7 protein-coding genes are annotated in these 16370 nt (G+C 39.6%); 3 read left to right on the forward strand and 4 right to left on the reverse strand.

Annotated features, from left to right (window positions below):
• Positions 1–9 precede the first annotated feature (9 nt).
• Positions 10–4239, forward strand: coding sequence for a PKD domain-containing protein (locus G466_RS0106470; protein ID WP_026812935.1), 4230 nt, complete (start codon positions 10–12; stop codon positions 4237–4239).
• A gap of 144 nt (positions 4240–4383) precedes the next feature.
• Positions 4384–12879 carry a malectin domain-containing carbohydrate-binding protein gene (locus G466_RS21545; protein WP_229797176.1) on the forward strand — a complete coding sequence of 2832 codons (8496 nt, stop codon included), beginning with the start codon at positions 4384–4386 and terminating at the stop codon, positions 12877–12879.
• A gap of 239 nt (positions 12880–13118) precedes the next feature.
• Here G466_RS21545 and G466_RS0106480 read toward each other — a convergent pair whose 3' ends face one another.
• The 4 genes from G466_RS0106480 to gcvT form a co-directional block, all read right to left on the reverse strand.
• Positions 13119–13829, reverse strand: coding sequence for a YebC/PmpR family DNA-binding transcriptional regulator (locus G466_RS0106480; protein ID WP_026812936.1), 711 nt, complete (start codon positions 13827–13829; stop codon positions 13119–13121).
• A gap of 66 nt (positions 13830–13895) precedes the next feature.
• Positions 13896–14183, reverse strand: a complete 288-nt coding sequence (locus tag G466_RS0106485) for a 4a-hydroxytetrahydrobiopterin dehydratase (RefSeq protein ID WP_026812937.1) — start codon at positions 14181–14183, stop codon at positions 13896–13898.
• A gap of 48 nt (positions 14184–14231) precedes the next feature.
• Positions 14232–15050 carry a sugar nucleotide-binding protein gene (locus G466_RS0106490; protein ID WP_026812938.1) on the reverse strand — a complete coding sequence of 273 codons (819 nt, stop codon included), beginning with the start codon at positions 15048–15050 and terminating at the stop codon, positions 14232–14234.
• A gap of 38 nt (positions 15051–15088) precedes the next feature.
• Positions 15089–16174, reverse strand: coding sequence for a glycine cleavage system aminomethyltransferase GcvT (gene gcvT / locus G466_RS0106495; protein WP_026812939.1), 1086 nt, complete (start codon positions 16172–16174; stop codon positions 15089–15091).
• A 47-nt stretch (positions 16175–16221) separates the two neighbouring features.
• Here gcvT and G466_RS24590 point away from each other — a divergent pair, with 47 nt between their 5' ends.
• Complete coding sequence (locus tag G466_RS24590; RefSeq protein ID WP_262482315.1) at positions 16222–16344, forward strand: hypothetical protein; 123 nt, start codon at positions 16222–16224, stop codon at positions 16342–16344.
• The last annotated feature ends 26 nt before the right edge of the window (positions 16345–16370 follow it).

Genomic DNA, 16370 nt, shown 5'->3' on the forward strand with positions numbered 1-16370 from the left:
TATCACATTATGGGGGAGCTTTTACATAAATTAACTGGATATCTCTTGCCAATTTACTTGGTACAATCCATTAAATTGAAAAGTAAGGTTGTAATAATATTAATTTTCAGTCTTACTTCCTCCCTAACGGGGCAGGTACAAATCTCTACTTCACCTACATCATTATCAGTAGAACTTAACCAAGCCTTTTCTGTAACTGTGGCGGTAGAAACTAGTCAATTTGTAGATGCGGCTGAAGTTCATATGAGTTTCGACTCAAATATAATTGAGGTCACGAGTGTAAATATACCGCAGGCTAGTCCGTTCCCAGTGCCTATTATTCAGCCGAATTTTAACAACGCTATTGGAGTGATCAATTATGCAGGAGGTACATTTTCTTCATTTCCGAATGCAGATTTTGTCTTCCTCGAAATACAATTTACCGCGAAAGCATTGGGCAAAACAAATTTGGAATTTTTGGACCCCATAAATGGACTTGCCTCAAAAGCAACTTTTGGTGGTTATAATATTTTAACTGGGGTAACTGGCTCTACAATTAATGTACATGATATAGATACTACAGCTCCAATTATAACTTTGATAGGAGATGATACCATCAATTTAAGTGTTGGTGATATTTATACGGAGCTAGGTGCTAACGCAATAGATGACACGGATGATGATATTAGTGAGAAGGTAACTATAGGTGGGGATCTTGTTGATACTAATACGGTTGGGCAATACATTGTAACCTATGATGTTATGGATGCTGCAGGGAACCCTGCACTACAAGTAACACGTACTGTAAATGTATCTCAAGTTGGTGGTAATTCCTATACGATTACAGCCAATCCAGGTCCAAATGGAACTATTGATCCTTCCACTACCACTGTAAATCAAGGTGCCAATATACTTTTTACTATTACTCCGAATGCAGGGTATCAGGTAGAAAATGTTTTTGTTAATGGTAATTCTGTTGGTCCCTTAACTGCCTATGAGTTCACAAATGTACAGGGAACCGCTACTATAAGTGCTACTTTTATTGAGAGTGTACCTACAACACTAGCTATAACTGGTTTTACTTTAATAAACGCAGATACCGACCAAGATATAATGCCATTGACCGATGGTCAATTGATAAATGCCACAACATATGCAACTACTAACCTTGCGATAAAGGCCAATACCACTTCTGATGTGAGAAGTGTGCATTTATTGTTGAGTGGCAATAAAACCCGGAATCAGACTGAAAGTGTAGCGCCTTTTACATTATTTGGTGATAATCTACCGACAAATGATTTTTTTGGAGAGTTGTTCGCAGAAGGGAATTATAGTCTTACCGCCAGTCCGTATGGTAGTGTAGGATTAAATGGAAGTCAGGGAACGCCTAAGACGATATCGTTTAAATTCACTAATCAGAATCCAATATGTAGTAATTTTAATGCAAGCATAGGAAATGCAACCAACCCTTCTGGTTGTAATATTAACGATGGTTCAATAGAGATTAACACGGTAGGATTTCAAGGTCCGCTTACCTATAATTGGAGCCATAATCCTAATTTAAACGCAAGTACTGCTAACGGACTTGCAGCTGGTACTTATAGTGTTACGGTGACCGATGTAAATGGTTGTACTAAAAATTTATCTATTACATTAAACGGACCAACACCACCATCAGTAACCTTGGCGTCTTTTGCAGATGTGCTTGTTACAGATAGTCCCATTGCTTTATCTGGTGGTAATCCTTCAGGAGGGGTATATAGTGGGCCTGGGGTTAGCAAGAATATTTTTGACCCTTCAATTGGAAGTGGCATCTACGCAATTGTTTACACTTATGAAGATATTAATGGATGCGTTAACAGTGCTACTAAAACCATACAAGTTGGTAGTCCAATTGCAAATGCCTCAGTAATAGTTGTGGATGCTAATACCGATTTGGCCTTGTTTCCATTAACTAATGGAATGCAGATAGATAAGAATACAATAGGCAATTCTCCTTTGGGTATTATTTATAATGCTGACTTAAATCCGGGCAATGTATTTTTTAAGTTAACAGGTCCAATTAATCAGAATAAATCTGAAGGACCTTCTGCACCTTATTCTTTATTTGGCGATATAGGAATTGATATTCAAGGAAAGCCCTTTCCTATCGGAAACTATACTTTGGTAACCAGTACCACCTCTGGAGTTCAGCAGACATTTAATTTTGCTGTAGTTAGCGGTCCTCCGGCCAATGTGCCACCAGTGGTATCTTTGGTTGGAAACACGGATAATGCTGTTCCATATAAGATCAATTTTTCAAGTGCCGGTTCTACTGATAATGATGGTCGTATAGCCAGTTATTCTTGGGATTTTGGTGACGGAAATACATCTACAGAGCAGAATCCATCTCATACTTATAGTGTGGGTGGCAGTTATATCATTTCGCTTACGCTAACTGATGATGATGGGGCTACTAGTACTAAAAGTATTAGTGTTACCGCTGTTGATCCAACTATAAATCAGCCACCCATAGTAGTAGCTAGTGCTTCTCCAACTATTGGTGCAGCACCATTATTGGTTAATTTTTCAAGTAGTGGTTCTAATGATGCCGATGGTGCTATAGTGTCTTATGAGTGGAATTTTGGAGATGGCAATACTTCCAGTCTACTATACCCATCAAATACTTACAATACACCAGGCAGTTATAACGTATCCCTTACACTAACCGATGATGATAATGCTACAAGTATAAAGAACATAAGTATAACCGTATTGGATCCAATAGCTAATCAAGCACCTATTGCGGTGGCCCGTGCTACTCCAGCTATTGGTACTGCTCCATTAATTGTTGCTTTTTCAAGCAGTGGATCTAGTGATGCAGATGGTTCCATAGTTTCGTATGAATGGAATTTTGGAGATGGAGGGACATCTACCCAAGCCAATCCATCCCATACCTATGTCAATCCCGGTAACTATGTAAGTACTCTCACCATCACAGACGATGAGGGTGCTAATGACATAGTAAGTGTACAGGTTAAGGTTAATGAACCTGATAACAATGCAGCTTTGTTTATTTTGAATGCCAACAATGATACTCAACTATACACGCTTACAAATGGATTACAGATTTCTAAAACGGATATCGGTAATACCCCATTGGGCATCATCTTTAACCCCGACCTAAATCCTGGATACGTGTATTTTACGCTAACAGGTCCAATAAACCAAAGTAAGTCCGAAGGACCTTCGGCTCCTTACTCTCTTTTTGGGGATATAGGAATAGACATACAGGGAAAACCTTTCCCGGTAGGTAATTACACCTTGGTAGCCAGGCCCAGTGTAGGAGCAGTCCAAACGGTTAATTTTAGTGTAGTTAGCGGGCCTCCAGGTAATGCAAATCCGATTGCAGTTGCCACAGGAAACCCTGATCCCAACACTGCCTTTAAACTTAATTTCTCAAGTGCTGGATCAATGGATACCGATGGGAATGTTGTAGGATACTCTTGGAATTTTGGCGATGGCAATTCATCAACTTTACAAAACCCAACGCATACGTATAGTACTGCAGGTCCTAAAACTGTAACGCTTTCGGTTACGGATGACAAAGGTGGTGTAGGCACAACCAGTATTCAAGTCACTGCAGTTGATCCCAACGATGTTGATAAGGTAGTAAGCTTCACTTTGATAAATGCGATTGACAATTCTCAGTTGCACGCCCTAGAAAATAATGTAAATATTACTGATGGGAATAATATTAATATCAGGGCGAATACGGATCCGGAAATTGTTGGAAGTGTAAAATTTGAATTATCAGGAGCAATCACCAGAACGTGGATTGAGACAAGTGCTCCCTATGCGCTCTTCGGAGATACAAATGGGGACTATACCTCAATAAACTTACCAGTAGGAGCCTATACCCTTAAAGCCACTCCATATACTTTGGGTGGAGCATCTGGGAATGCGGGTCAGTCGTTAATAATTAACTTCAACGTGGGGCAGCCTGTCATTGCGGCTAAGGCGTCGGTAAATTCAATGGTAATATCACCAAATCCCGCAAATGAAAGTGTAGCTGTTTCTTTTGACGAACCAACGCAGTTAACACAAATATATGTATATGATATTTCCGGTAGACTAGTAAAATCATTAAGGATGGATCCAAATAAAGACTTAGGATCCTACCTTCTAGGAGTTCAAGAATTACCATCTGGTTCATATTTTGTTAGAACCATAGATTCTAAAGGAAAAGAATTACAACAACAAATGGCCATTAAACGATAACCTAGACCTGAAAAGTATTTTAGAATGAAAAACCTTTGTATAAATCCAAACCTAAACCCCAGGAATATGGTATGTAACAAGCCATTTATTACACCTCTAATTTCCTATGTAACAAAGTTTCGGCCAATCATTATGCTGCTATTGATGATGATACTTTGTATAAATAGTATTGAAGCTCAATCTTTTAATCAAAGTAACCTTAATTATAATGGTAATGGTGGCGTTACGCAAGGCACCTCTTTAAAGTATGGTCCAGATGGAAGATTGTACGTGCTAAATTTAAACGGAACCATCGATATTTTTACCGTGCAAAAGAACGGTAGCAGTAATTACGTAGTGACTGGATCGGAGAAACTGTTACATGTTAAGAATATTCCCAACCATAATGACGATGGTTCCCCGAACACTGGAAATAATAGAGAGGCTACTGGTCTTACGGTAGCTGGTACTGCTGCAAATCCAATAATTTATGTTACTTCCAGTGATTCTAGGGTAGGGGGGCCTAGTGGTGATTTAAACTTGGATACAAACTCTGGTGTAATTACTCGACTTACCTGGACAGGAAGTTCATGGAACGTAGTGGATATAGTTCGTGGTCTGCCAAGGTCTGAAGAAAACCACGCGACCAACGGGTTGGAATTCGCAAGTATTAATGGCGTTAAATATCTTATTGTAACTCAAGGTGGTCATACAAATGCAGGTGCTCCTTCAGACAATTTTGCCTGGACAACCGAATATGCTTTATCTGCCGCAGTCCTATCTGTAAATCTAGATCTTATAGAAAATATGCCCATTAAAAATGATGGGAGAGCTTATATCTATGATATTCCTACTTTAGATGATCCTACACGTGACAATATAAATGGTATCGAGGATCCTGATCATCCAGATTATGATGGTATTGACCTAAATGATCCATGGGGGGGTAACGATGGATTGAATCAAGCTAAAATTGTAATAGGAGGTCCGGTACAGATATTTTCACCTGGTTATAGGAATGCCTATGATTTGGTGCTTACAGCTTCAGGTGCAGTCTACGTTACAGACAACGGGGCCAATGGAGGTTGGGGAGGATTTCCAGTAAATGAAGGTACGGGTAACGTAACCAATGAGTATGATCCAAATGAACCTGGGAGTAATACCACTATTGGTGGTGAAAAAGTAGATAATGAAGATCATTTGCATTTGATCACCAAGAATGTTCATGGGTATTCCTTCGGTTCTTTTTATGGGGGCCATCCTACACCAATTAGAGCAAACCCATTATCCGCAGGTCTATATACCAACCCATCGGTAAATAATACCAATGGTGCGGTTTTTAGAACCTTAATTTACGATCCGACCGGATTAAAAGGCGCAGGTTATACTAATGATAAAAGTATAGCGTTGCCCGTAGATTGGCCACCAGTTCCTGTAAGTATGGCCGATGCGGCTCAAGGAGATTGGAGAGGGCCATCTACTCCTAATCCAGATGGTCCCGATGACGATATTGTTACCATATGGGGAACCAATACTAACGGGATTGATGAATATACCTCTACCATATTTACAGGTTCAGAAAGTATGGTGGGTGATCTAATTGCAGGGCATAATAACGGAATCTTGAGACGAGTTCAGTTAAATCCGGATGGAAGCCTGAAAAAATTAACCAGCAACTTTGCCTCCGGTCTTGGAGGAAATGCATTGGGAATTGCCTGTAACGGGGATAACGATCCTTTTCCTGGAACTATATGGGTTGCAACATTTAATGGTAATATAAAGATTCTGGAACCTCAACCCTTAGTAGTATGTTTAGATCCTAGCGATCCATTGTTTGTTGGGACGGATGATACGGACCAAGATGGATATACCAATCAAGATGAGGTTGATAATGGCACAGATCATTGCAATGGAGGGTCACAACCTAATGATTTTGACAAAGCAGCGGGTGGGGTACTGGTGTCAGATTTGAACGATAACGACGATGATAACGATGGAATTTTGGATGCCGATGATCCATTTCAATTAGGAGATCCACTGGATAACGGCTCTGATGGATTTGATTTACCGGTTATTAATGAATTATTTTCTGATAATCTTGAATTGGGAGGCTATTTCGGACTTGGTTTAACAGGTCTTATGAATAACGGGGATCCCAATCCCAACTGGTTGAACTGGATTGATGTTCCAGGGGATGGACCAAATCCCAACGATATTTTGGGAGGAGCTACAGGTGCAATGACTATGCAGATGACCTCTGGAACTGCATTGGGGAATAGCAATAATCAACATAAAGCATTTCAATACGGGGTAAATGTGGACCAATCCGTGAATTCTTTTCTTGTTGAAGGCCGTTTATTTAATTTCTGGGATCCTACCCAATTGTACGGTAGTCTAGCGCCCTCAAATAGCGAAATAGGTATATTTATTGGTGATGGAACCCAAAGTAATTATATTAAAGTGGTCCTTACAAAGAACGGGATTGTAGCATTACAAGAGATTGAAGATATCCCTCAAGCTCCGTTAAGTGTAACACTAGAGGAAACTAGTAGACCTTTAAATGATATCGTCTTTTTTTTCAATGTAAATGCAATTACTGCGGAGGTGCAAATTTTGTATAGTATTGATGATAATACGCCAATTCCTTTGGGGACCGTTTCTGCAATGGGAACAATTAAAACAGCAATTCAACAATCTTCTACCATTTTAGCGGTAGGAATGATCGGAACTTCCAACGCTGCCGGACAAGAAGTAGAGGGTACATGGGATTATCTGAATGTTAGAGGAAGTCAGCCCACCGTTTCTCAAACTATGGCAGACCTGGACATATTGATCGGTTCACCTGATCAAAATTTTAATTTAAACGATTATTTTGATGATGACCAGGGAGTTGGAAATATAACCTATACTATAGAAAATAACACCAATCCGGTTATAGGTGCAAATATTGAAGCTAATATTTTAACATTAACCTATCCCAATACTGAGGCTAGTACTCTAATAACCGTTAGAGCAACGGATTCAAATTTGTTATTTGTAGAACAAACTTTTTCTGTTAATCTAATTGAACAACCAATTGTTTTGTTTAGGGTTAATGCTGGTGGACCAACTATTGCCGCATTGGACGGCCCTAATCCTGATTGGACAAGTAACAGTGTTATAGGAGCGTCCGGTGGAACCAATTTTACTGTTAATACAGGAAATAGTTCCACCCACAATATTACGGGAAGACATTCCTCCGTACCATCCTATGCGCCACAAGCGTTATTTGCTAAGGAACGATGGGATCAGGCAGAATTACCGGAAATGGAATGGACTTTTAATACGGGCAACGGAACATTTACTGTAAACCTATATATGGGTAATGGATATGATGGTACCGGAGCTGCAGGGGAACGCATCTTCGACGTTAAAATGGAAGATGCACTGGTCATTAATGATAAGGATCTGTCTGCTCAGTATGGTAATAAGGTGGGTGCAATGGAAAGTTACCAAGTAACTGTCACCGATGGGGTATTGAATATTGAGTTTATTCATCAAACTGAAAATCCGTTGATTAATGCCATTGAAATACTAGGAGCTGGAAGAGTAGTAGATATGCCAATCCAAATTGATCCTGTGGCCAATCAAATAAATAATCCGGGTGATATCCCAGCGTTGAATATTACAGCAAGTGGAGGGGATCCCAATGAAAATTTTACATTTACCGTAACCGGATTACCTCCAGGGTTAAGTATAGAACCTACGCAAGGAGCTATTTTGGGATCCATTTCTTCCAATGTGGAAGATGCAGGTCAATATAATGTTACCGTTACAGTGAGCAAACCATCCTCTTCCCCCGCGAATCTAAATTTTGCATGGACGGTTAATAATCCCAATGTGGCGAATACAGTATTGCACCGTATTAATGCGGGTGGCAATGAAGTAGCTTCCAACGACTCATCTCCAGTGAATTGGGGAGAAGATAATGCCGTAAGTGGCTTCAATGGTGCAACACAAAATGGAGTGCCTTCCCAGTTTGTAAATTCCTCGGTAGAGGATAAAACTTTTGGAGTTGGGCTTCCGGGAACTTTTGTTAATAATACGTCCTATCCGAACAGTATATTTTCAACAGAAAGATATAATACATTAGCAGTACCGAATAATATGCAGTGGAATATTCCCCTTTCACAAGGGACGTATACGGTTAATTTATTATTTGCTGAAGTTTGGAATGGAGCACAAACTCCAGGATCAAGGGTTTTTGATGTTGCAATTGAAGGTCAGGTGGTGTTGAAAGATTTTGATCAGACAGCAGCGTATGGTTATGCCACTGCAGGAGTCGAGAGTTTTGTAGTAGAGGTAAATGATGGGAATCTCAATATAGATTTTATTAAGGGAGTTGAAAATCCTAATATTAAAGGGATTGAGATTATTTCCAATGGAGCTCCAACAAGTGGTGAATGGACCAACATTACGAACCTAACTGAGCATACACCAAGACATGAAAATTCCTTTGTACAGGTAGGTGATAAGTTTTATCTGTTTGGCGGTAGGGAGAATGCCAAAAAAGTAGAAATATATGATTACAAATCAAATACATGGTCTAAGGCAGGCTCAGAAGCACCATTCGAGTTTAATCACTTTCAGGCTGTTGCTTATGAAGGGTTAATTTGGGTTATTGGATCTTTCCAGAATAATTCTTATCCAAATGAAACCCCTAGTGATTATATATATATGTACGATCCCGTCTCTGACACTTGGATCCAAGGTCCTGCCATACCAAATGATAGAAAAAGAGGTTCTGCCGGATTGGTTATGTACAATAATAAGTTCTATGTAATTGCGGGTAACACCCAAGGACATAATGGTGGTTATATTCCTTGGTTCGATGAATTTGATCCTGCTACAGGACAGTGGAAGAAGTTGATAGATGCGCCACGTGCACGTGACCATTTCCATGCTACTGTTGTAGATAATAAAATATATGTTGCAGGAGGAAGGCTTACGGGTGGTGCTGGAGGCACTTTTGCACCTGTACTACCTGAAGTAGATGTCTATGATTTTGCCACTGGTACATGGTCAACGTTACCTTCATCAGCTAATTTGCCAACCCCCCGTGCCGCTTCGGGAACAGTAACTTTTAATGGAAAAGTCGTTGTAATGGGTGGAGAAGGCAGTGGGCAGGCGTATGCCAAAACGGATGCCTTGGATGTTACTACCAATACTTGGGCCTCTTTAAGTGACCTTAATAATCCGCGTCATGGAACTCAGGCAATTGTATCCGGTAATGGAATCTGGATTACTTCCGGTTCTCCCAACCAAGGAGGTGGAAATCAGACTAAAATGGAAGTTTATGGTGAGGATAATCCTAGTGGAACACCGGTGATCGCCAGTGCTATTTTAGTTCCAACAACCATTACAGTGCCACAAGGAGGGATAGAAAATGTGTTAGTTAATATTTCCGGTGGAAATCAAGGTTTATATGTTAAGTCTTTGACACTTACGGGGTCAAACGCTTCCAATTTTAAAATTATTGATCCTAAAAGTTTTTTAATAGCCGCCGGAACAAGTAAGACAGTTCAAATAGAGCATATTGGTTTCCAGGCTGGAGAAGTTGCAACTTTAAACATATCTTATGGAAGTAACGCAACCAAAAGTATTCAAGTGACTAGTGGAGAAGCAGCAGCTACGGTGTTATACCGTGTAAATGCAGGGGGAGAATTAGTTACAGCAACAGATTCACCTCATCCAGATTGGAGTCTGGATCAAGGTGCATTTGGGGCAGCAGGAAACTCGCCATATTTGGTAGCTGCAACCACGCCTGCAGGATTATATGATCAATCCGCAGCATCAGCTTATAAAGGTCCAATAAATATGTCGCATCCATCATTGCCCTCAGGGACCCCAAGTAGTATTTTTAAAAGCGAGAGATATGATGCAGCTGGGGCACCTGAAATGCATTGGCAGTTTCCAGTGGATTCAGGGACGGAAATAGAGGTGCGACTCTATTTTGCTGAGTTGTTCAATCAAATAACAGCGGCAGGACAGCGGGTGTTTGATGTTTCTGTTGAAGGTTCCGTACCTAATGTATTCAGGGGTATTGATCCATTTGGAGCGGCCGGAGCACTGGGAGCCTATATGGTATCCTATAGGGTTACCGTTACGGACGGTATTTTAGACCTGCAATTTATTCATGGTGTAGAGAATCCCTCCCTTAAAGCTATCGAGATAGTTGCAGTAATTGGAAATCCTCCTACTAGTCTATCGCCAGTGGTTATTAATCCTGGTACACAGAACGCGGTGGATGGGGACACCGTTAATCTTCAGATTGTTGCTACAGATGAAAATCCTAATTCCTGTGGGCCTTTGACTTTTTCAGCAAATAACTTACCACCAAATCTAGCTATAGATTCTTCTACCGGGATTATTTCAGGTACTATTACTAGTGTATCGGGTAGCGGTACGGCCGGTGCTTTTATAGAAGATGATGGAATGGTGATTATAGAGGCAGAAACCGATTTTGTAGACACTGCAGGTGGGTTTAATGTACAAACCATATCGGGTACCACATTTTTGGTTGCAAGTGCGGACCATTTTTCAAACCTAAATGGACAGGCCGTTAATTACGATGTTGAAATTACCACCCCAGGGGTATACCGCTTCCATGTAAAATCGGCCATTACTGGTTCTGCTTCCAGTGATAAAAATGATACTTGGTTTAAAATTGATAACACGCCAAACGTTCATTTTTTTACAGTTCAAGGTGGGGAGCTTACGGGAACACAAGAGTTTCTTAATGAATTGAGTAATCCTGAAAATACGTCTAAAACTATATATTGGCCAAAGGGAAATTCCCAAGGCAGGCCAGATCATGGTAATGAGAATCCAGGAATCAATGGTTACTTTAAAGTATATACCAATACAATTGCTAATTCTTGGTATACCCGAACGATAGATAACAACGCTTTCCCTATTTATGCTTATTTTGAAAACCCTGGTACCTATACAATTACCATGCGTGAACGTTCAGAAGGCCATAAGATAGATCGTATTGCATTAACTCATATTGATACCAAGGGTGCAGGGGTAAACAATACTTTATTAAATGGATCACAATCTCTACAGAATGTGGGTGGTATTCCTGGAGCTTCAGAAGATAGTCCTTACAATATTGTAGTGAAGGTTAGTGATGCTTGTAATCCTGCATCAAGTACAGCGATTAACTTTATTTGGCATGTTGACTTGTTCTCTAGAGGCAATCCAGAAGCAACGGTCAAGGTTACTCCGGGTAGTGATTTAGGGGCTTCTACCTTTGGAAATAATTCATTTATTATAGATAATACTGGAAACGATAACATTGTAAATGTAACTATTAATACGACCACTGGATATATGATGGATGTAGTTTTCGATCCTGTGGGGATTGCGGGTGATAGTGCAGGAAAGTGTTTAACCACGGGGAATGCGGGTAATTCAGCCAGTGCTGTTGGCTTAACTGTTCCAGGAAATGGAGGTTCGGACAATGAAGATTGTGTTAGTGTATTTAAGCAGCCGCACAATGGAATTAACAACGAAGAAGGATATGATGTTTTATCTTTGAATTTCACAGATTTTAATCCAGGTGAATCCTATGTTTTTGGTGTTGAAATGAATCCAACGAGTATTAGGGGAGCTTTACCTAATGGTGATGCAGGTTCCATTTCGGGCTTTGAACTGATAGGAGCCACAGTGACCGTAGAATTTGCAAGTGGGGTCCTATATAGTACGAGTTTGTTTGATGAGGGTTCCCTAGGCGGTTCAGATGCAATCGTAAATGAAGTTGGCAATAGCTTGATGGTACCTTCCATTTTGGTTGAAGGATCTAATGTCTCCAGAGTGGTAACAGAAGCAAATCAAACTATTCAGATTACTGGCACGCCAAATGCCTCGGTAGCCTTGTTGCGAGTAGATGGGCGTTTACACATAGATGCAGGAAACCCTAATATTGGATATGATGTAGATCCTTTTGAAGCCAACGAAGCTATGGCTAAAGAGTTGTACATAGCTCAACTGGATGCGTCTGGGGTGGCTAATATTCCCGTTACCCTAACGCAAACGGTGGGAGCTTCTGGAACGCCAAATGGAGGTCTTAATCATTTTATTGCTGTGATAACCGGAGACAATGGAATAAATAGCGTTGCATCGAACACTATAGTTTTGGAATATAATCCGTCTACAGCAGTTTCAGATATGACCATTTCATACTCCTTACAGGGTAGAACCGATAATAGTATAGATTTATCGGTTGCAATATTTGAAATTGGGGCAGTTTCACCTGTATTGGAGTTCACTCCTGTTGGATCTGCCCTTGGAGAGGCTATTGTAAATGGGATAACACCCGGCACCTATGAAATAGTAGTTAAATCTAATATGCATTTACAAAAAGTAGCAACGCTAACTTTAGTGGCGGGAGATAATGATTTAAATATAGGTGAATTGAGGGTAGGGGATGCAAATAATGACAATACCGTGTCACTGGAAGATTATTCACTACTGGTAAATACTTTTAATCTTAGCGTTGGGGATACCAATTATAATGCTAGAGCTGATTTTAACGGTGATGGTACCATAGGATTAGAAGATTTCTCACTGATGGCAACTAATTTTAATGAGGTGGGCGAAGTGCCTTCTGGATTATAAAATAAAGGTTATTGTATATAAAAATAGCACCAGGTTTTTCCTGGTGCTATTTTTATATATAACGTATTTTAGATTATGAATGTTACCCTGAACACTGAAATACATTTAATTTTTTGAAGTGTTTTTCACTACTCAATCAAAGGTATAAATAATGATAAGGACTATGCTACTTATAAAAATTTTTATAAGGGGGGTAGGAAAGGTTCCTGAGAATAGCTTTAACTATTTTTTTCTAAGGCCTATTCCTGCATAGTATGATATACGTTCTGTACATCATCATCCTCTTCGATCTTCTCCAGTAATTTTTCAACATCTGCGGCTTCCTCCTCAGTTAACTCTTTAGTAACCTGTGGAATACGGTCAAAGCCAGAAGATAGAATCTCTATCTCTCGGTTTTCCAACTCCTTTTGTATAGCCCCAAAACTTTCAAAGGGAGCATATATCAAGATGCCATCCTCATCAGCGAAAACCTCTTCGGCTCCAAAGTCGATCATTTCCAGTTCCAATTCCTCAGGGTCTATCCCTTCGGCAGGAATTCTAAAGTTACAGGTATGGTCAAACATAAATTCTACCGAGCCCGATGTGCCTAAACTCCCGTTACATTTATTAAAATAGCTTCTGATATTGGCGACTGTTCTGGTATTATTATCCGTTGCAGTTTCAACCAGAATAGCAATACCGTGTGGGGCATAGCCTTCAAAAAGGACCTCCTTATAGTCCCCCAGATTTTTATCCGAAGCTCTTTTTATGGCCCTTTCTACATTGTCTTTAGGCATATTTACTGCTTTGGCATTCTGGATAACAGCTCTTAACCTTGCATTGGAAGCAGGATCCGGACCGCCTTCTTTTACCGCCATTACAATATCCTTGCCTATTCTTGTAAAGGCTTTGGACATGGCAGACCATCTTTTCATCTTACGCGCTTTTCTAAACTCAAAAGCTCTTCCCATTATTCGGTTTTATTTAGATTACGGAAACAAATTTAACAATTTTTAAAACTGCAACAAGTGTTATGTCTATTCGCTATCAATTATTTCTTCAATCTTATGTGCCAGTTTAAAATCCTTTTCGGTTACCCCATTTGCATCATGGGTATTAAGTCTAATATTTAAGGAGTTATAAACGTTGCTCCATTCTGGATGATGGTTCTGCGCCTCACATTCAAATGCAATTCTGGTCATAACTGAGAAGGCTTCCTTAAAATTCTTAAATTCGAAAGATGTTTCCAAGGCACCCTCTACATATTCCCAGCCGTCTAATTGTTCTAATCTTTTTTCTATTTGTTCTTTTGATAATGTGCTCATATCGTTGATTTTTTTAAAGTTAATAAAATTACCATTCCCTATTACGGACTATTCCGTAAAGATATGCTCGTCTATAATGTTTTGATAATTAAAGTGTAGATTTTGTGGAAGCAAATTGTATTTTGGCAACACTGCTAGATATCTATCATCGTTGGTGGTGTATACCCTTTTATAAATTGGACGAAATTTCTCCATTCGATTTACAATTTCAATTATGAAATCTTCATGATGGATCAGATCTTCGGAGCCTAAGTGGAACACTCCTGACAGGTCCCTGTTAATTATATAATGAATCTGTTGGGTAAGCTTGTCGTCACTAGTGACGTTCATAATTAAATTAGGGAAAACTTCTAAAGGTTCATTAACCTCTAGCGAATTTTTTATGGATTTTATTCTTGGAGAGTTACTTCCAAAGACCATAGGAACCCTTAAAATAGCCATTTGGGATTTTGGGATCCTTAACAGCATATTTTCTATTTTAATTTTTAACCGTCCATATATGCTCTCGGAAAAGGTCTTATCATATTCATAAGAGGGAAATTTACTATAGGCGTCAAAAACATTGGCAGAGGATATAAAAAATAGCTTAGAATTATTCTTGAGGATATATTCTATGATGTGCTGATGGGCGATTACCTGTGCCTGAAAGTTGCCTCTTACGGCAGAGATAATGAGATCAGGTTTAATTCTATCCAAGATTCGGACAATGTCATCCTCTTCTAAATCATACCTATGGAACTGATGATTATTTTCAAAACTTCTTCTAGCTGAATAATAAGTTCCATAGGTATCAAAATAAGAATTTAATTCCCGGTAAATAGCATTGCCAATAAAGCCACTGGCTCCTAAAATAAGTATTTTATTCATCCGGTCATCTCCTTTCCCTCACACAAATATGTAATGGTTTATACTTTATAGAAAGGAGGCTTAACAATTACTGCTGGTACCGCCTTTTTTCTAATCTGGATATAAATGGTATTACCGATACTTGATACTTCCGTTGGCACAAATCCAAGACCAATTCCTTTGGACAGCGAGGGAGACATGGTTCCAGAGGTTACCTTTCCTATTATGGTACCATCTTTGTCTACAATGTCATATCCTTGTCTTGGAATTCCTTTTTCGGTCAGTTCAAATCCAATAAGCTTTCGTTTTGGTCCAACTTCTTTTTCTTTGGCCAGTGCTTCACTATTAACAAAATCTTTGGTGAATTTAGTAATCCATCCTAAACCTGTTTCTAAAGGAGAGGTAGTATCATCTATATCATTGCCGTACAGGCAGAAACCCATTTCTAACCTTAATGTATCCCTTGCGGCCAAGCCAATAGGTTTTATCCCGTAATCGGCTCCAGCTTCAAACACCTTTTCCCAAATCTGCTGTACTTCTTCATTCTTGCAATAAATTTCAAATCCGCCCGATCCAGTATATCCGGTCGCTGAAATGATAACATGCGGCATGTCGGCAAAATCAGCTACTTCAAAGGTGTAAAATTTTAATGCCGATAGGTTTACCGAAGTCAGTTTCTGCATGGCCTCTACAGCTTTGGGTCCTTGAATGGCCAATAGCGAATAGTCCTCAGAAATATTGCGCATTTCTGCGCCAATTTCTTTATTATATTTACTAATATGTTCCCAGTCTTTGTCTATGTTGCTTGCGTTTACCACCAATAAATACTGCTCCTCTTTCATTTTGTAAATGATAAGGTCGTCTACAATACCTCCAGTCTCATTGGGAAGGCAACTGTACTGAGCCTTTCCAATAGTTAGTTTGGAAGCATCATTTGAACAAACCTTTTGGATAAGGTCTAACGCTTTTGGACCACTAATCAGAAATTCTCCCATATGCGACACATCAAACACGCCTACGCCATTTCTAACGGTTTCGTGTTCTGCGTTTACTCCTTCATAGGAAACGGGCATATTATATCCTGCAAAAGGAACCATTTTAGCTCCCAATGCCTCATGGGTTTTTGTTAAGGCTGTATTTTTCATTTAATTCGTTTAAAAGGTAAAAGTATCGAAAATTAATCGATGTGAAAATGCAAGCAGATTTTTGTTTTCACAATTTAGTGTTAATGAAAGGAGAATTGACACCTATAGGGTCTTTAGAACAGAAAATAGGGGAATTAGATGGTACTGCAAGCGGGCATCGTGGCAGGTGAATTTCCATACCTCAATGATTATTGTT

This window comes from Arenibacter certesii DSM 19833 (assembly GCF_000429545.1).
Lineage (GTDB): Bacteria > Bacteroidota > Bacteroidia > Flavobacteriales > Flavobacteriaceae > Arenibacter > Arenibacter certesii.

What these genes read in the sequence shown, in the direction of transcription:
- G466_RS0106470 (WP_026812935.1), top strand. Translation starts at nt 10, where the DNA reads ATGGGGGAGCTTTTACATAAATTAACTGGATATCTCTTGCCAATTTAC.
- G466_RS24590 (WP_262482315.1), top strand. Translation starts at nt 16,222, where the DNA reads ATGCAAGCAGATTTTTGTTTTCACAATTTAGTGTTAATGAAAGGAGAA.
- gcvT (WP_026812939.1), bottom strand. Translation starts at nt 16,174, where the DNA reads ATGAAAAATACAGCCTTAACAAAAACCCATGAGGCATTGGGAGCTAAA.
- G466_RS0106485 (WP_026812937.1), bottom strand. Translation starts at nt 14,183, where the DNA reads ATGAGCACATTATCAAAAGAACAAATAGAAAAAAGATTAGAACAATTA.
- G466_RS0106490 (WP_026812938.1), bottom strand. Translation starts at nt 15,050, where the DNA reads ATGAATAAAATACTTATTTTAGGAGCCAGTGGCTTTATTGGCAATGCT.
- G466_RS21545 (WP_229797176.1), top strand. Translation starts at nt 4,384, where the DNA reads ATGATGATACTTTGTATAAATAGTATTGAAGCTCAATCTTTTAATCAA.
- G466_RS0106480 (WP_026812936.1), bottom strand. Translation starts at nt 13,829, where the DNA reads ATGGGAAGAGCTTTTGAGTTTAGAAAAGCGCGTAAGATGAAAAGATGG.